This window comes from Pseudooceanicola algae, assembly GCF_003590145.2.
Classification (GTDB): Bacteria; Pseudomonadota; Alphaproteobacteria; order Rhodobacterales; family Rhodobacteraceae; genus Pseudooceanicola; species Pseudooceanicola algae.
This window is the reverse complement of sequence record NZ_CP060436.1, coordinates 988,731-1,005,949: the sequence shown is the minus strand read 5'-3', so window position 1 is coordinate 1,005,949 and position 17,219 is coordinate 988,731. Positions and strand designations below refer to the sequence as shown.

Sequence of the window (17,219 nt, the reverse complement as noted above, 5' to 3'; positions counted from 1 at the left end):
GGCGTCAGACCAGGCGGATCGTTAAAATGGCGAAGCCCATCTTTCGCAGCACAAGCCTTGATACCGGTGTGATCCGTATCGCGATCCTGGGGACGATAACGGCGCTGTGCGTTATCGTGATAGTCTACCTTGTCACGGATGTCCGCCAGAAACTGCGGGATCTCAATTCATCTCCGACAGATTCAATTCAGTGGACCCTGTCGCAGCTTGAGGTCGAATATCTGGAACTTCAGGGCGCAGTGGCTTTGGCACGTCTGCAGCCCTTCACAGGCAGCGAGGCCGACGTCAGGGCTGCCTTGACCAAGGTGCGAGATCGCTACGATATCCTGTATTCGCGTTTCGGGACCCTCGCCCAGGCACCGCTTTACACCCAGGTGCTACTGGGGCTGAAAACCCCGACCGGTTTCATCAGCCTGCGCGATGATATCTATGCCTACACCACTCTGATCGACGATACGGACGCCGGTCTGCTAGCCGGGCTGCCAGGACTGCAAGCTACCCTGGACTCCCATCGCCTGGAAATTCGCAGGCTCCTTTCCAACGCGAACCTGATCTTCGTTGGCCTGTCCGACAAGGCGCGCCTGGATGCGGCCCATGTGCTGCGGGTTCTGGCCGGGACCACCGCAGTCCTTCTTCTGGCCTTGAGCGCGATGGTCATCCTGTTCCGCTCTCTGGCGCGGGTTTCCAAGCGGCGCCTGGAACAGAAGCTCGTCGCCTCGGCGCGGCTCGAAACGATTTTCAGCACCTCTCGTGATGCCATTCTGGTTTTCAATCAGCGGGGGCAGCTGATCGAGGCGAACCGCGCCGCGCGCGAGATGTTCCGGTTCACACGAGAGGAAGCCCCTACCCTTACGGCCTCGCACCTCCTGCGCCGGCAGGGAAAGGAAGGCAGCATCGGCGTCAGCGGCAAGGAGCTGTTCGCCACCTGCGGCGATGGTCCGCGAACCGGCTATCGGTTGCAGGGGCGTAGCTGGGATGGCCATAGTTTTCCGGTCGAATTGTCCATGGCCGTCAACAGCGCCGAAGAACGCCCGATCCTGGTCTGCGTCATCCGGGACGTGTCGCATCTTGTCACCAGCGAGGCCGAACTGAAAGCCTCCCGAGACAAGGCGCTGGCCGGGGAACGCGCCAAGGCCCGGTTCCTGGGCGTCATCAGTCACGAGATGCGCACACCGCTGAACGGCATCCTCGGGACCATCGACCTGATGGAGGAAAACTCCGATCCGGCGGAAAACGAGACCTACGTCAATGTGGTCCGCAGTTCGGCGCAAACGTTGCTGGATCTGGTCAACGACGTGTTGGATATCACCCAGATCGAAGGTTCCGATGTGATCATCAATCCCGCACCCTTCGATCTTGACCGTCTGATAGAGGATATTCTCGCCAGTGAAATGCCGCGAGCGCGCCGGCTACGGAACACGCTCACCCGATCGGATCAGGCCGCTGCCGGCTGGGTGCTGGGGGATGCGACACGAGTGCGCCAGATCCTTTTGAACATCGTCTCCAACGCGGTGAAGTTCACCGAAGACGGCGCCGTGACCATCACCGTCGAACGGCTGGCCGGGGACAGGGTCTGCGTTGCCGTGCGTGATACCGGCATCGGCATGACAGCCGAAGATTGCGAAAGGATCTTCCTCGATTTCGTCCGTCTCGACGGCGCGACCAGCCGGCAGATCCAGGGCACCGGCCTCGGCCTTGGAATTGCGCAGCGCCTTGCCAACGCGATGGAGGGCGGGATCGAAGTCGACAGCGACCCTGGCCGGGGGACTGAATTTCGCCTGATCCTGCCCCTGCCCGCGGTTGAAGCTGTCCAGGCCTGCAGGAACGACAGCGCCGAGACCCTGCCCGAGATCGGCTCGCTGGATATCCTGCTGGTCGAAGACAATATAACCAACCGCTTCGTGGCCCGCCGGATGCTGGAGCGGGACGGACACCGCGTGACCGAAGCAGAGAACGGAAAGCTGGGGCTCGAGGCCAGTTGCAGCCAACGTTACGATATCATCCTGATGGATGTGTCGATGCCGGTGATGGATGGGATCGAGGCGACACGGGCGATCCGAGCCGGCATCGGCCTGTCCAGAAAGACCCGTATCATCGCCCTGACCGCCCATGTCGGCGAAGAGGTGACAGAGCGGCTGCGCGGCGCGGGTCTGGATGACGTCATTGCCAAGCCCATCCGCGCCCAGGTCCTGCGCCGCTTGCTGGTGGAGGCGGCCCGCGAAAAAGTCACCTCCGGCGGGCGTGCAAGGAACCGCCACAGGTAAATCCCGCTACGCGCTATGCGCCGGAGGTTAGCGATGCCGCATGGAGGTGCCGTTGTGGAACAGGTGCACATGCTGAGGCTCGGCAGCCAGGGACACGGTATGACCCCGCAGGCCGGAATGCACGCCGGGCAACTTGGCGATGGCAGTGGCAGTTTCCCCTTCGATACCGAAATAAAGCAGCGTGACCTCGCCAAGGGCTTCGACGATCTCGACCTCGCCGGCGAAAAGCCCGCCCTCTTCCACCGGCTCAAGATGCTCTGGCCGCACGCCGATATTGACCGGCTTGCCGATATCTTCGGGAACGGTCGGCACATCGGAAATCGCCGTCAACCCGCTGTCCATCGCGATCGTGGTCTGCGCACCGGTCCTGCTGATCTTGCCGGGCATCAGATTCATGGAGGGCGAGCCGATGAACTGCGCGACGAGTTCGTTTTCCGGCGTCTCGTAAAGGTCGAGCGGAGAGCCGACCTGCGCTATGCCCTTGTTGGCCAGAACCACGATACGATCCGCAAGGGTCATCGCCTCGACCTGGTCATGGGTCACGTAGATCATGGTGCGATCCGGCATGTCCTCTTTCAGCTTGGCGATTTCGATCCGGGTGGCGACCCGCAGCGCGGCGTCAAGGTTCGACAGCGGTTCATCGAAAAGATAGATTTGGGGATCGCGCACGATCGACCGCCCGATCGCGACCCGCTGGCGCTGCCCGCCCGACAGGGCCTTGGGCAGCCGGTCGAGATAGGGTTCAAGCTGCAGTACGCGGGCGGCATTTTCGATGGCTGCGTCGATCTCGGCCTTGCTCTTCTTGGCCAGTTTCAGCGCAAAGGCCATGTTGTCACGCACGGTCATATGGGGATAAAGCGCGTAGCTTTGAAAAACCATAGCGATGCCGCGCTGCGCCGGGGGCACATCGTTCATACGCTGCCCATCAATGGTCAGATCCCCGCTGGTGATCTTTTCCAGACCGGCGATCATCCGCAGCAGCGTGGACTTGCCACAGCCCGAAGGGCCGACAAAGACGATCAGCTCGCCCGCCTTGATGTCGAGATTGATGTCGTTCAGCACGTTGACGCTGCCACCATAGGTCTTGCTGACGTTGCTCAGGACCAGATCAGCCATGGGTTTACCCTGCCTTCCGTGCGAAAATTGCGTAGCCCCAGGCGGGCAGTGCGACCTGCCCCCCGGCTTGATCCTGTGCGCCCTGCAAGCTTGCGGCAAGGTTGATCCAGTCGCCCTCGGGCAAGCTGGCAACCAGCGGCTGAGCGCCAAGGTTGAAGACACAGAAAAGGGTCTCTTCGTCGTTCTTGCGGATGAAGGACAGAAGGTCGCCATCCGCTCTCATGTCGTCCTGGCTGCCATTGGCCAGCACCGGATGGTCCTGTCGCAGCGCGATGGCGTGGCGGTAGTGATGCAGCATCGAACTGGCGTCGCCGATCTGTGTATCCACCGACAGGACAGCCTGGGCCGCGCTGACCGGCAGCCAGGGCTGACCGGTGCCAAAGCCGGCATTTCGGGCATGTGCCTCCCAGACCATCGGGGTGCGGCAGCCGTCGCGACCCTTGAATTCGGGCCAGAATTCGATGCCGTAGGGGTCCTGCAGGTCTTCGAAGGCCACATCGGCTTCGGGCAGGCCCAGTTCCTCGCCCTGATAGATGCAGACCGATCCACGCAGACACATCATCAGCACGTTGAAGGCGCGAATGCCCTCCGGACCCAGCTTCCAGCGTGTGGCGTGGCGTTCAACGTCATGGTTGGAATAGGCCCAGCAGGCCCAGCCATCGGCCGCGACGGTTTCAACCTGATCCATGACCTCCTTGACATAGGTGGCCGTGGGCGTGTCCCCCGAAAGCAGTTCGAAGGCATAGCACATGTTCATCAGATCATCGCCGGTAGTATATTCCCCGAGGATCTCCAGCCCGCGCTGTTCGTCGCCCACCTCGCCCACGGCCGCGGCGCCATAGGGATCCATGACCGCACGCAGCCGGCGCAGGAACAACAGGTTCTCGGGGCGCGATTTGTCGAAAAGATGCTCCTGCCAGTTATAGGGATTCACCGCAGGCGCGGTGCGCGCGGTGCGCTCGGCGGGATCAAGGGCGGGATTGTCGCGCAGTTCGGCGTCGTGGGTGTAGAAGTTGATCGTATCAAGGCGGAACCCGTTCACGCCGCGATCCAGCCAGAACCGCGCGACCTCCAGCAGGGCGTCCTGCACATCCGCGTTGTGGAAGTTCAGATCGGGCTGCGAGGTCAGGAAGTTGTGCAGGTAATACTGCTGGCGACGGGAATCCCATTGCCATGCCGAGCCGCCGAAGATCGACAACCAGTTGTTGGGCGGCGTCCCGTCGGGTTTTGCATCGGCCCAGACATACCAATCGGCCTTGTCATTGTCCCGACTGCTACGGCTTTCGGCGAACCAGGGATGCTGATCCGAGGTATGCGACAGCACGAGGTCGATCAGGACCTTCAGCCCATGGCGCCGGGATTCCGCCAGCAGCGCATCGAAATCCGCCAGATCGCCGAACATCGGATCGACATCGCAGTAATCGCTGACGTCATAGCCGAAGTCCTTCATCGGAGAGGTGAAGAAAGGCGAAATCCAGACCGCATCCGCCCCGAGTGCGGCGATATGGTCCATCCGCTGAGTGATCCCGGCCAGGTCGCCGATCCCGTCGCCGTTGCTGTCCTGAAAACTGCGCGGATAGACTTGGTAGATCACAGCGCCGCGCCACCACTGCGCATTTTCCGTCTGGCTGCCTGCGTGATAGCCCGTCTGGCTCATTGTCTCGCTCGTCATCGACATGTCCTATTTCACCGAACCGGCCAGCAAACCGCGGACCAGATATTTCTGCATCAAGAAGAAGACCAGCAGTGGCACCGAGATCGACACGAAGGCCGCTGTGGCCAGGATCTCCCAGTTGCCGCCGCGGGTGCCCATCAATTCGACGATCTTTGCGGTCATCACCGTGGTCTTGCCGGTCGCGTCGATCAAGAAGACCTTGGCCACCAGCAGATCGTTCCAGGTCCAGAGGAACTGGAAGATCGCGAAACTGGCCAGCGCCGGGAAGCTAAGCGGCAGGATGATGCGCATGAAGATCTGGTATTCCGTGGCCCCGTCGACCCGCGCGTTTTCAATGATGTCGCGGGGCAGCCCGACCATGTAGTTGCGCAACAGGTAGATCGCCATCGGCAGGCCGAACCCGGTGTGGGCCAGCCAGACGCCCAGGTACCCCTTGCCGATGCCGATCGCCAGGTGCAGGCGCAGCAGCGGGATCAGCGCCAGTTGCAACGGCACCACCAACAGTCCGACCACGCAGGCGATCAGCAGGGCACGACCCTTGAAATCCATCCAGGCCAGGGCATAGGCCGCAAAGGCCGCCACCACGATGGGGATCACCGTCGCCGGGATCGTCACGGTCAGGGTGCTCATGAAGGCGCGGCTCATCCCGTCGACGTTGTTGGGGTCAAACAGCAGGTTCTTGTAGTTGTTCAGTGTCAGCTCGGGCGGGGTTTCGGCCGTAACGAAAACGCGCGACCCGCGGCTGCCCTCAAAGGGCACCGGGCTTTCCATGCGGTAGCTGCCATCGGCCCCGACAAACAGGGTTTCGCCATCGTCCAGTTGCGCGGTCTCGCCGGCCTCATAGGCTGCGATATCGCGGGACGAGGCGCCCCAGACCGAAATCTCGGCCTCGCTGCCCGGCTCGAACAGCTGACCTTCCAGCACGTAAAGACCGTCCTGTTCGACCTGCTCGTCGGGGCCCGCAGTGCGCAGGGTCAGGTTCTGTTCGGATGGAAACAGCACCTTCCACCAGCCGCTTGACGCGATCTGGTCAGCGGTGCGGAACGACGACACGAACAGCCCCACCGTCGGCAGCAGCCAAAGCACCACGAGAAAGAAGACCGAGATGTTGACCACCCAGGAAAGTGAGGATTTGCGGCCTGCGATATTGTCCATTACTCGGCGCTCCTAGCGCATTTCTCGGCGCGCATTGCGCACGTTCCAGACCAGGATTGGGGTGACAAGTATCATGATCACCATGGCCGAGGCCGATCCGACGCCCCAGTCATTGGCCCGGAACAGCTTGTCGAACATGTAGTTCGCCAGCACCTGTGTTTCCCACTGGCCGTTGGTCATCGCGAAAACGATGTCGAAGATCTTGAGCACGATGATGGTGATCGTTGTCCAGACGACCAGAATGGTCGACCGGATCTGGGGCATCTTGATCTTGAAGAAGATCTGCCAGCCACTTGCGCCATCGACGATGGCCGCTTCGATGGTTTCCTCGGGGATGCCGCGCAGGGCCGCCGACAGGATCACCATGGCAAAGCCGGTCTGGATCCAGATCAGCACCGCCATCAGGAAGAAGTTGTTCCAGAACGGGATGGTCAGCCAGGTCTGCGGCGCCGCGCCGCCAAGGGCCAGATAGATCGCATTCAGGATGCCGATCTGTTCAAGGTCGATGGGCCGCGCATCATAGACCAGTTTCCAGATCACCGCCGCCCCGACAAAGGAGATCGCCATGGGCATGAAGATCAACGATTTCGCCAGCCCGCCCCATTTGATCCGGTCGGTCAATTGTGCCGCCAGCAGGCCGAAACCGGTTGCCGCCGCCGGCACCACCAGCAGCCAGAGCATATTGTTGCGCATGGCTTCCCAGAACTTGGAATCCTGCATCATCCGTTGGTAATTGTTCAGCCCCACCCATTCGTATCCGCCCCCCGCGACGCGCTGCATCAGCGACAGGCGCAGGGTCTCGAATACCGGGTAGGCGAGGTAAAGCGACAGGGCAAAGATCGCCGGGAACATGAACAGCCAGGGCCGCCACAGGTTGGCCCGGTTGATGTTGCGCCCCGCATTTGGCCCCCTTGCAGGGAATAGAACCCGGTCGAGGATCAGGTTGGAAAGGTAGAAATAGGCGATACACCCGCTCAGCCCGATCAGGATGATGCCGATCCCCTGCAGCATTGGGTTCATGTCTTGCGCTCCTGTCGGTCTTGCGGAAGGACGGGCAACTCAGGATGCCCGAGATGCCCGTCTTCGCTCACTTCGATTTGGTGACGTCGGTCCGACCCTGATTTACTTGATCGTTTCCCAGGCCGACTGGATGTCGTCTGCCACGTCCTGCGCGGGTTCACCGCCGGTGTAATCCACCATGCCTGTCCAGAAGGCCCCGGCACCGACCGCGCCCGGCATCAGATCCGAGCCGTCAAAGCGGAAGGTGGTCGCACCCAGAAGGATGTCGTTCATCTTCTTCAGCGTCGGATCCGAGAAGAGGCTGGTGTCGACACCCTTGTGCGGGGTCAGGAAACCTGTCAGCTGCATCCAGATCTCATTTGCCTCGGGGGTCTCGAGATATTCGATCAGCGCGCGGGCCCCTTCGCTGTCGCTGGTGATGCCCCAGAGGGTCCCTGCCCCCAGCACCGGCTGACCGAGGTCCTTGCCTTCATAGGCCGGGAAATAGAAGAAATCAGCGTCCTCGCCGATGATCGTGCCTTCGGGGAAGAAGCTGGGAATGAAGGACGCCTGGTGATGCAGGTAGCATTGCGGTGGCGAGGCGAACAGGCCCTTGGGGCTGTCGCGGAAATCGCTCGAGGCCACGGCATTGGCCCCACCCGAGACGAAATCGTCATTCTTGGCGAAATAGCCGAATTCCTCGATCGCCTCGACCACCTTGGGGTCGTTGAAGGGGATCTCGTTGGTGACCCATTGGTCATAGACCTCGGGGCTCTGGGTGCGCAGCATCAGGTCTTCGACCCAATCGGTTGCCGGCCAGCCGGTCGCGCCGCCTGATCCCAGACCGATACACCAGGGCGTTTCGCCTTCGGACGCGATCTGTTCGGTCAGCGCCTTCAGCTCTTCCATGGTGGTGGGGACTTCGTATCCGGCGTCCTCGAAGTTCTCGGGGACATACCAGACGAGGGATTTCACATCGACCTTGTAGAAGAAGCCGTAAAGGTCTTCGGAGCCGTCCGCGCCGGTAAAGGTTCCCAGATCAACCCAGGACTGACCGGCGGCGTAATTGTCCCTGACCCAATCGGCCGTGCCATCGGGCAGCGGCGTCAGGAAGCCGTTGCTGGCCATGTCGGCGGCAAGGCCCGGCTGAGGGAAGACCGCGACGTTCGGGGCCGATCCGGCCTCGGCATCGATCATGATCTGCTGTTCGAAGCTGTCGGAACCGACATAGGAGACCTCGTAACCGGTCGCGGCGGCAAAGCCGTCCAGGACCGCTTCGACGTTCTCCTGGTCCGGACCCAGCCAGGGCCCGAAGACCGTCACCAGTTCGGCGTGCGCCGTGCCCGCGCTCAGCGCCAGTGTCGCGGCGCCGGTCAAAAGCGATTTCCTCATTTGCAGTCCTCCCTCATATGCGCCGCAGGGCGCAGTGATCATCAGATACGCCAAAACGGCGTGATGCTCTTCAGATGCACCAAATGGCGCAATGATCCAGTTTTCGCGTCACACTCGAATCAAATTTCAAAGCGCTTTGAATGTAGGAAGTTAGAGTACGCCGCAGGCCTCGCTGTCAACCGGTGCGGGAGGATTGGCCAAATAAGCCTGCAATAATGAACAATTATGACGAAGCCCCTCTTGCCCCGGCAAGAGCATTGACCTGTGCGATCTTTGCCTACACATATGGAATCGAGAGCAATTTGAAAGCGCTTTGAATGGCAATGAACCTGAAGTCCCTGGCCGAGGCCCTGGGCCTGTCCCAGACCACGGTCAGCCGGGCGCTTAACGGCTATCCGGAAGTCAGTGAAGCCACCCGGCAGCGGGTAATGGAGGCGGCGCGCCAACACAGCTACACCCCCAACAGCCGCGCCAAGGGATTGGCGACCGGGCGCACGATGATGATCGGACAGGTCATTCCCACCACCCTGCGCCACGAAATGGTAAACCCGATCTTCGGGGATTTCGTGGCAGGCGCGTCCCAGACCCTCGCCGAATTCGGCTATGACATGGTGTTCACCCGCGTACCGGATGACGACGAAAGCCGGATCTACCGCGAGTATCACGCGCGCCGCGTGGTTGATGGCGTGATCCTGCAGGGTCCGGCAATTTCAGATACGCGGATTCCGCATCTGAACGGCATCGGCCTGCCCTTCGTGGTGCATGGTCGGTCCTCGGGCGTCGACGAGCCCTATAGCTGGGTCGATGTGAACAACCGCCGGTCCTTTCAACGCGCGACGCAGTTCCTGATCGACCTCGGGCATCGCCGCATCGCCCTGCTGAACGGGTTGGAGCATATGGATTTCGCCTTTCGCCGCCGTCAGGGCTATCTCGACGCCCATGCGGACAGCGCCATCCCCTGCGATCCCGCACTGATGTGCAGCGAGGAAATGACCGAGGAATACGGCTATCGCCTGACCGCCGGCCTGTTGCGCACCGATCAGCCACCGACGGCGGTGCTCTGTGCCTCGATGATTGCCGCCATCGGTGTGCGCCGCGCCATCGAAGAGGCCGGGCTGGCCATGGGCAGGGATGTTTCGGTCATCACCCATGATGACGACCTGTCCTACCTGCGCAACGGCGGCGATGTGCCGATCTTTACCGCCACCCGGTCATCCGTGCGGCAGGCCGGGGAAATACTGGCCCGCCAACTGGTTGCCCAGATCAGCGACCCCCAGAACGCGCCGCGCCAGACGATGATGGAGGCCGAGTTGGTCGTGGGTCGCTCCACCGGCCCGGTGCCGCGTCCCGATGCCACAACCGGCGCAGGCTGAGCGCATCATCCACCTGCCCCAACACCCCGAAATTCAATCCGATCCCGTTTCGTGACGCCCTGACAAGGACCTTACCATGACTTTTTCCCGCAAGGATTTTCCGCAGGATTTCCAGTTCGGCACCGCCACCTCTGCCTACCAGATCGAAGGCCACGGCTTCGGCGGCGCCGGAAGCACCCATTGGGACAGCTTCGCGCGCACGCCGGGCAACGTGGTCAGGGCCGAAAACGGTGACCGCGCCTGCGATCACTATCACCGCTACGAAGAGGATCTGGACCTTGTCGCCGCCGCTGGATTCGATTGCTACCGCTTTTCGACCAGCTGGGCGCGGGTCATGCCGGACGGGTGCACGACCAACCCAGAGGGCCTCGATTTCTATGACCGTCTGACGGATGCCATGCTGGAACGCGGGATCAAGCCCTGTGCCACGCTCTACCATTGGGAACTGCCCTCGGCGATGGCCGACCAGGGGGGCTGGCGCAATCGCGACATCGCCGGGCGCTTTGCGGATTTCACCGAAGTGATCATGGGCCGCATCGGGGATCGGATGCATTCGGTCGCGCCGATCAACGAACCCTGGTGCGTCGGCTGGCTAAGCCACTTCCTGGGCCATCATGCGCCCGGCTTGCGCGACATCCGCGCCACGGCCCGCGCCATGCATCACGTGCTGCTGGCCCACGGCAGCGCCATTCAGGCGATGCGCGGCCTCGGGATGAACAACCTTGGCGCGGTCTTCAACATGGAATGGGCCGACCCCGCCGATGACAGCGCCGAGGCCCGTGCGGCAGCGGACCTGTATGATGGCTATTACAACCGCTTCTTCCTGGGCGGCGTCTTCAGGAAAGAATATCCCGAGAACGTCATGCAAGGCCTCGGCCCGCATATGCCCGAGGGATGGCAGGACGATTTCGACGTGATTTCTTCTCCGGTCGACTGGTGCGGGGTGAATTATTATACCCGCAAGCTGATCAAGCCCAACTCCGGCCCCTGGCCCAGCCATGAGGAGGTCGAAGGCCCTCTGCCCAAGACCCAGATGGAATGGGAGATCTACCCCGAGGGCCTATACAAGTTCCTGACCCGTACCGCGCAGGAATACACCGGGGACATGCCGCTGATCGTCACCGAAAACGGCATGGCCAACAACGATACTCTCGTCGAGGGCAAGGTCGCCGACCCCGAGCGACTGGCTTATGTCGAGGCGCATCTTGCCATGGTGGAAAAGGCGATTGCCGATGGCGTGCCGGTCAAGGGCTACTTCCTGTGGTCGCTGCTGGACAACTACGAATGGGCGCTTGGCTATGAAAAGCGGTTCGGCCTGGTGCATGTCGACTTCGACACCATGGTGCGCACGCCGAAGGACTCCTATCACGCGATCAAGGCGGCGCTTGGCTGACAAGGCCACCTTGAGGCGAGACATGCAAAGGGCTGCCTTGGCGGCCCTTTGCGCATTTCGGGGCGCACTGTCCCCCGGCCGGCGGGGCCCATTGCGTCCCGCATACAACCTTCGGGCGCAATTTACGGCTTGTTAACATTAAATAATTGCAACCCCGGGACGTCCTTGGCATGGTTTACGCAAGGCGAGCGTCAGGGCCTGTGTCCCGGCGTGCCGCGCCGCCCTGCCCGCGCCGCTGTCTGGCCGCTGATGGTCTGCACAGGATGCCCCCGCGGTTCGAGAACAGGAAATATCTGATGCGGTTTTTGCGCGCGCTTCTCGTCCTGATCGTGCTTTGCGGTCTCTTTGTTTTCGGCGGTCGGCTACTCTACCCGCTGCCCGATCTTTCGGAACGCGAGATCAGTCTGGCACGCCCGGTGAACGACCAGTCCCGCCTTGGGGCGCTGTCGGCCAGCCTTGGCGCGCAGAATCCGGGAAAGACAGGCGTTCTGGCGCTTGAATCCGGACAGGACGCGCTGATCAGCCGGCTGGCGCTGGCCGAGGCCGCAGAAACCGAAATCAACGCGCAATATTACATCTGGCAGGATGATACCTCTGGCATTCTGCTGCTGGAGGCGCTTCGTCGCGCGGCCGAGCGCGGCGTACGGGTGCGTCTGTTGCTGGACGACAATGGCGTGCCGGGGATGGACGGCTATCTTTCGGCGCTCAATGCGCTCGACAAATTTGACATCCGGCTGTTCAATCCCTCGACCGTGCGATCCCCGAAGATCATGGGCTATGCCTTTGATTTCATGCGTATGAACCGGCGGATGCATAACAAGTCCTTCACCGTCGACGGGGTCACCGCGATCATCGGCGGGCGCAATATCGGCAATGATTACTTTCGCGTCGGAGAGAACGATTACTACGTCGACCTCGATGTGCTGGCGACCGGTGAGGTCGTGCAGGACACGGTAAATGTCTTTGACGATTACTGGAACAGCGCCTCGGTCTTCGAACTGGAAACCATCATCCCCGAGGCCGCGGACCTGTCGGTCTTTACCAACCGCGCCCAGGAGATCCGCGACGCTCCGGAGGCCCAGGCCTTTTTCACCGACATCCAGAGCACGGCCCAGGCGTTCATCGACACCCCCGCCACGCTGGAATGGACCGATGTCCGCCTCGTGGCGGATGATCCGGTCAAGGGCCTCGGCATCGCGCGCCCAGATCAACTGACCATCACCCGCCTGACCGAGATGATGGGCCATGTGCAAGACCGCCTCGACCTTGTCTCGGCCTATTTCATCGCCGGCACAGAGGGCACCACGTTTTTCGGTAACCTCGTGGCAGAGGGGGCCGAGGTCAATATCCTGACCAATGCGCTGAACACCACCGATGTGCTGCTGGTCCATTCCGGCTATACCAAGTATCGCCGCGCGCTGCTGGACGCCGGAGTGCGCCTGTTCGAACTGAAGCTGCGCGGCGGCGCGACCTCTCCTTCCAGCAGCGTTCAGGTCAAGCCGTTTGGCCTGTCGGGTGCCAGCCTGCATGCCAAGACATTCGCCATCGATCAGCGCCAGATCTTCATCGGCTCGTTCAACTTCGACCCCCGGTCGGCCCAGCTGAACACCGAGATGGGCTACCTGATCGACAGTCCCGACCTCGCACGGCGCCTGTCACGGGCCTTCGATGACTCCGTACCCGAGGTCAGCTATCAGCCCCGGCTCAGCGCGGAAGACAGGCTGGTCTGGATCGAGGCCGATGATGCGGGGGATTTCGACGTCTATCAGCAGGAACCGGGGGCCACGCTGCTGCAGCAGATCACCCTGACCCTGATGGGCTGCTTACCGATTGAATGGATGCTTTGATTTCTGGAAAAGGGGATAATTCGTGAAAAACTGGTTCTTATGGCTATTGGCCGGGATCGTCTCGGTCATCGGCGGGGTGCTGGCGCTGTCCAATCCATTTGCCGCCTCGATCACGGCCAGCCTGCTGGCGGGCTGGATCTTCATGCTGGTGGGCGTGATGATGATCGCCTCGGCCTTCGGGGACAAGGGCTGGGGCGCGCGCATCCTGGCCATACTGATGGGACTGGCCATCGTGTTGATCGGTTTCAGCCTCGTGGCGCATCCGCTGATCGGAGTCTTTTCGCTGACGCTGGCGGTGGGGATCTTCCTGCTCGTTGCCGGCGTGATCCGGATCTTCGTCGGCCTGCGCTCCGAATTCCGTGAATTCCGCTGGGTGATGATCCTGTCCGCCGTGGTTTCGATCGTGCTGGCGGTGATGATCCTGACCAATTTCCCGCAATCGGCACTGGTGGTGCTGGGCATCTACCTCGGGATCGAGCTGATCTCGACCGGGGTGTCGCTGATTGCCATTTCCCTGACCCGCAAGAAACAAGAGGAACCCGTGACATGAAAAACTGGATGGTCCTGATGGCTACAGGCGCCGTGGCCCTGATCGGAGGGCTGCTGGCCCTCTTCAACCCGACCGGCGCGGTCCAGACCAGCAGCACGATCGTCGGCTGGGTGCTGCTGATCGTCGGCGCGATGCAGGTCTATGCCTTCTGGAAGGCCGAAGGGTTCAAGACCCGCTTCGGTCCCGGTGTGATTGCCGCCGTGGCGTTGGTCATGGCGATCCTGCTGCTGTTCGGCCCCTTCGGAGACGGCAGTTTCGTACGCTTCATGCTGGCCTTGCTGCTGCTGGTTTCGGGCGGGGCCAAGATCTGGTCCGCGCGGGACATGAAGGGCGAAGACGCCTTTCTGCCCGTGCTGATCGCGGGCGCGGTCTCGGTCCTGCTGGGGGTGGTCATCCTGACCGGATTCCCGGGCTTCCTGGCCACGGCCATCGGCATCCTGCTGGCCATCGAACTGCTGTCGATCGGCGTCTTCCTGATCCTGATCGGCCGCCGTCGCCAAAAGCTGGGCACGGCCTGAACCATAGTTGGAATGACGGATCGGCGGGGCTTACAGGCCCCGCCGATCCGCACCAAAGCCTATTCGGGCCGTTCGCGGAACCGCGCCGTAGCCAGGCCGGCCTCATTGGTAAAGGTCAGCAGGCCGCCGTTGCGGATGTAACCCGTGGACTGCCCCAAGGCCTCGAGGATATCCCTTTCCAGACGGTCCTGCCCCGGCGGACAGGCCATGCGCGTCCCGGCGATCTGGTCCGGCCAGACGAACGCCCCCGCCTCATAGGTCTCGACCATGCCGGTATAACGGTTGCAGCCTGTAAACAGCCCGATCTGGCCGGTGTGATCCATCGTGAACATCGGTGGATCCCTGGCGATCAGCGCGCGCCCCGCGATCTCGTAAGCGGACCAGGCGATACCGGTGAGGCCCGTCGCAGTGCTCGGCGCCGCGGGGCCTTGCATCTGCGTCAGGAGAACCGCGACTTCCGTTGGTGCGTCGCGGGTGATGACCGGTGTGACTTCGGTCAGGCGGAACAACACCCGGTCGCCGGACAGGATCCGCGCCCCGATGGCATAGGTAAGACGCGGGTCGATATCGTCGCTGTCATAGCCGACAGCGACCGAGGCGGGCACGCCCGATATCGCAACCGTTTCGATACCCAGCCGCATGGCGGCGGCATCGGCACGCGAAATATCCAGCAGGGACACCTCCAACTGCGCATCCGCCGGCAGTGCGATCCGTTCGCGATAACTGGCAGTCACCTGCACCTCGGCCGGCTCGGCCAAGGCCGGAGCCGCCAGCCCAAGGGTGGCCAGAACCGCGGCGCAAGCCTGTCTGAATGACGTCATCTACTTTCCCTTCCCGCAGACCGGCCCATGGGGGTCACCAGGGCCAAGTCTACTCCAGATAGGAAGGATGGCGAAGGATGCAATCCAAAGGCGGCCCGCAATCACCCAGGGGGACGCCCGGACCCGCCCGCCACCAGATCGGCCAGCATCCGCCCCGTGCCCGCCGCCTGGGTCCAGCCGTTCGATCCATGGCCAAGGTTCAGATAGAGGTTGTGATAGCCCGTCCGCTCTACCCGGCTCGGCCCGCCCGGGGTCATCGGTCGGAAGCCGTGCCAATAGCTGGCCTCCTCATAGGCCGCCGCACCGGGAAACAGCGCCTCGACCCGTTTACGCAACGCGGACAGGACCGGCGCAGGCATGGCGCGGTCGAAACCGGCAAGCTCGGCCACCCCGGCGGCGCGCAGCCGCGACCCGAGCCGGGTGATCATCACCTTGGAATGTTCATCCATCACCGAAGACCGCGGCGCGGCCTGCGGATCGGTGATCTGCGCGGTCAGGGAATAGCCCTTGACCGGATAGACCGGCACCTTGAGACCAAGCGGTTTCAACAGCGCGGTCCAGGGACCGGTCGCCACGACGAAGGCATCGGCAGTGATTTCTTCGGCCCCAAGGGACAGCGACGCGATCCGTCCCCCTTCGCGCCTGAAGCCGGTGACAGGGGCGTTGAACCGGAACCGCGCTCCGGCTTCGGCGGCCCGTGCCGCCAAGGCCTTGCAGAACAGATGGCAATCTCCGGTCTCGTCGGTGGTCAGTTGCAGCCCTCCCGCCATTTCTAGATCCGAGCGCGCCAATCCCGGTTCGACCTCCAGCACCTCGCGCGCATCAAGCAGACGGTGCGGCACCTCCATACGGCGCAGCACGGCGGCAGAGCGTTCACCGGCCGCGACTTCGTCGGCGGTCTGGAAAATCTGCAGAACGCCCCCAGTACCATGGTCATAGGCTATGCCGGTTTCCTCGCGCAGTGCGACAAGGCAGTCCTTGGAATAATGCGCCACGCGCTGCATCTCGGCCTTGTTGGCGGCAAACCGGCTGGCGGTGCAATTGGCGGTGAACCGGGCCAGCCAGCTCCACTGCGCGAGCGAGGCTTGCGGGCGGATCTTCAGCGGGGCGGCGGCGCGGAACATCCAGCCCATGGCCTTCAGCGGCATGCCGGGCGCGGCCCAGGGACCGGCGAAACCGGGGCAGACCCCGCCGGCATTGCCGAAGGATGTTTCCAGCGCCACGCCTTCACGCGCCTCCAGCACCGTGACTTCGTGCCCGTCCCGCGTCAGGTACCAGGCGGTGGTGACGCCCACGACCCCTGCCCCGATGACGACGATCTTCATCCCGCGCCCCTAGTAGGTGCCGGGATAGCTGCCGCCATCGACCAGCAGGTTCTGCCCGGTCACGAACCCGGCGTTCATCGAACAGAGAAAGGCGAAATAGGCGCCGATTTCTTCCGGGGTGCCATAGCGCCCGGCGGGGTTTCCGGCGGCGCGGGCAGCGCGCATCTGTTCATAGGTCGGCCCCTCGGGGGTCACCATCGCCTCGATATGTTCGCGCTGCGCGGCGCTGTCTATGATGCCGGGCAGCAGGTTGTTGATCGTGACGCCCCGCGTGATGCTTTGCCGGGCCAGACCGGCGGTAAAGCCCACGAGGCCAGAGCGCGCGCCGTTCGACAGGCCCAGCTCCAGCTGCGGGATCTTGACGCTGCGCGAGACGATATTGACGATCCGGCCCCAGCCGCGATCCATCATGCCGTCGACCACATCGCGCATCATCAGGATGGGCGGCAGCATCATCAGATCGACGGCGGCGATCCAATCGTCCCGGCCCCAGTCGCGAAAATCCCCCGGTGCCTTGCCGCCCGCATTGTTCAGCAGGATCTCGGGCTCCGGGCAGGCATTCAGGATCGCGGCGCGACCGGCCTCGGTCGTGACATCCCCGGCGACCCAGTGGACGGTGGCCCCGGTCGCCGCGCGGATGTCGGCGGCGGTGCGGTCCAGAGTTTCGGCGTCCCGCGCCGCGATAGTGACCTCTGCGCCTTCGGCGGCGAGGGCCATGGCACAGGCGCGGCCCATGCCCCGGCTAGCGCCGGTCAGAAGGGCGCGGCGCCCTGCGATCCCGAGATCCATTT

The 17,219-nt window shown here is 62.7% G+C and carries 14 protein-coding genes; 6 read left to right on the top strand and 8 right to left on the bottom strand.

What is annotated here, in order from left to right:
- Positions 1-26 precede the first annotated feature (26 nt).
- A complete protein-coding gene (locus tag PSAL_RS04775) occupies positions 27-2,264 on the top strand; it encodes an ATP-binding protein (RefSeq protein WP_196222836.1) in 2,238 nt (745 codons plus the stop codon).
- Positions 2,265-2,291: 27 nt separating this feature from the next.
- On the opposite strand, the gene PSAL_RS04770 is transcribed toward PSAL_RS04775, so the two are convergent.
- From PSAL_RS04770 to PSAL_RS04750, 5 genes are all read right to left on the bottom strand, one after another.
- Complete coding sequence (locus tag PSAL_RS04770) at positions 2,292-3,380, bottom strand: ABC transporter ATP-binding protein (RefSeq protein WP_119840117.1); 1,089 nt, start codon at positions 3,378-3,380, stop codon at positions 2,292-2,294.
- A 4-nt stretch (positions 3,381-3,384) separates the two neighbouring features.
- A complete protein-coding gene (locus PSAL_RS04765) occupies positions 3,385-5,037 on the bottom strand; it encodes an alpha-amylase family glycosyl hydrolase (RefSeq protein WP_119840116.1) in 1,653 nt (550 codons plus the stop codon).
- Between the two features lie 24 nt (positions 5,038-5,061).
- Positions 5,062-6,210: a carbohydrate ABC transporter permease gene (locus PSAL_RS04760; protein WP_119840115.1), complete on the bottom strand. Its 1,149-nt coding sequence runs from the start codon at positions 6,208-6,210 to the stop codon at positions 5,062-5,064.
- A 12-nt stretch (positions 6,211-6,222) separates the two neighbouring features.
- On the bottom strand, positions 6,223-7,230 hold the full coding sequence (locus tag PSAL_RS04755; RefSeq protein ID WP_119840114.1) for a carbohydrate ABC transporter permease: 1,008 nt from the start codon (positions 7,228-7,230) through the stop codon (positions 6,223-6,225).
- Positions 7,231-7,332: 102 nt separating this feature from the next.
- Entirely contained in the window at positions 7,333-8,601 is a 1,269-nt protein-coding gene (locus PSAL_RS04750) for an ABC transporter substrate-binding protein (RefSeq protein ID WP_119840113.1), read from the bottom strand.
- 323 nt (positions 8,602-8,924) lie between these two features.
- Here PSAL_RS04750 and PSAL_RS04745 point away from each other — a divergent pair, with 323 nt between their 5' ends.
- The 5 genes from PSAL_RS04745 to PSAL_RS04725 all read left to right on the top strand — a co-directional run bounded on the left by PSAL_RS04745 (position 8,925) and on the right by PSAL_RS04725 (position 14,282).
- The gene (locus tag PSAL_RS04745) at positions 8,925-9,974 is read left to right on the top strand and encodes a LacI family DNA-binding transcriptional regulator (RefSeq protein WP_119840253.1); all 1,050 of its coding nucleotides are present in this window, start codon (positions 8,925-8,927) and stop codon (positions 9,972-9,974) included.
- 76 nt (positions 9,975-10,050) lie between these two features.
- Complete coding sequence (locus PSAL_RS04740) at positions 10,051-11,367, top strand: GH1 family beta-glucosidase (protein ID WP_119840112.1); 1,317 nt, start codon at positions 10,051-10,053, stop codon at positions 11,365-11,367.
- 296 nt (positions 11,368-11,663) lie between these two features.
- The gene (locus tag PSAL_RS04735; protein WP_119840111.1) at positions 11,664-13,214 is read left to right on the top strand and encodes a phospholipase D family protein; all 1,551 of its coding nucleotides are present in this window, start codon (positions 11,664-11,666) and stop codon (positions 13,212-13,214) included.
- Between the two features lie 22 nt (positions 13,215-13,236).
- Positions 13,237-13,764, top strand: a complete 528-nt coding sequence (locus PSAL_RS04730; RefSeq protein WP_119840110.1) for an HdeD family acid-resistance protein — start codon at positions 13,237-13,239, stop codon at positions 13,762-13,764.
- Complete coding sequence (locus PSAL_RS04725) at positions 13,761-14,282, top strand: HdeD family acid-resistance protein (protein WP_119840109.1); 522 nt, start codon at positions 13,761-13,763, stop codon at positions 14,280-14,282. Before PSAL_RS04730 ends, PSAL_RS04725 begins: the two co-directional genes overlap by 4 nt.
- 59 nt (positions 14,283-14,341) lie before the next feature.
- On the opposite strand, the gene PSAL_RS04720 is transcribed toward PSAL_RS04725, so the two are convergent.
- From PSAL_RS04720 to PSAL_RS04710, 3 genes are all read right to left on the bottom strand, one after another.
- The gene (locus tag PSAL_RS04720; protein ID WP_196222835.1) at positions 14,342-15,103 is read right to left on the bottom strand and encodes a YbaY family lipoprotein; all 762 of its coding nucleotides are present in this window, start codon (positions 15,101-15,103) and stop codon (positions 14,342-14,344) included.
- A gap of 101 nt (positions 15,104-15,204) precedes the next feature.
- Positions 15,205-16,428: a D-amino acid dehydrogenase gene (locus PSAL_RS04715; protein WP_119840108.1), complete on the bottom strand. Its 1,224-nt coding sequence runs from the start codon at positions 16,426-16,428 to the stop codon at positions 15,205-15,207.
- A gap of 9 nt (positions 16,429-16,437) precedes the next feature.
- Complete coding sequence (locus tag PSAL_RS04710; RefSeq protein ID WP_119840107.1) at positions 16,438-17,217, bottom strand: SDR family oxidoreductase; 780 nt, start codon at positions 17,215-17,217, stop codon at positions 16,438-16,440.
- Between the last annotated feature and the right edge of the window lie 2 nt (positions 17,218-17,219).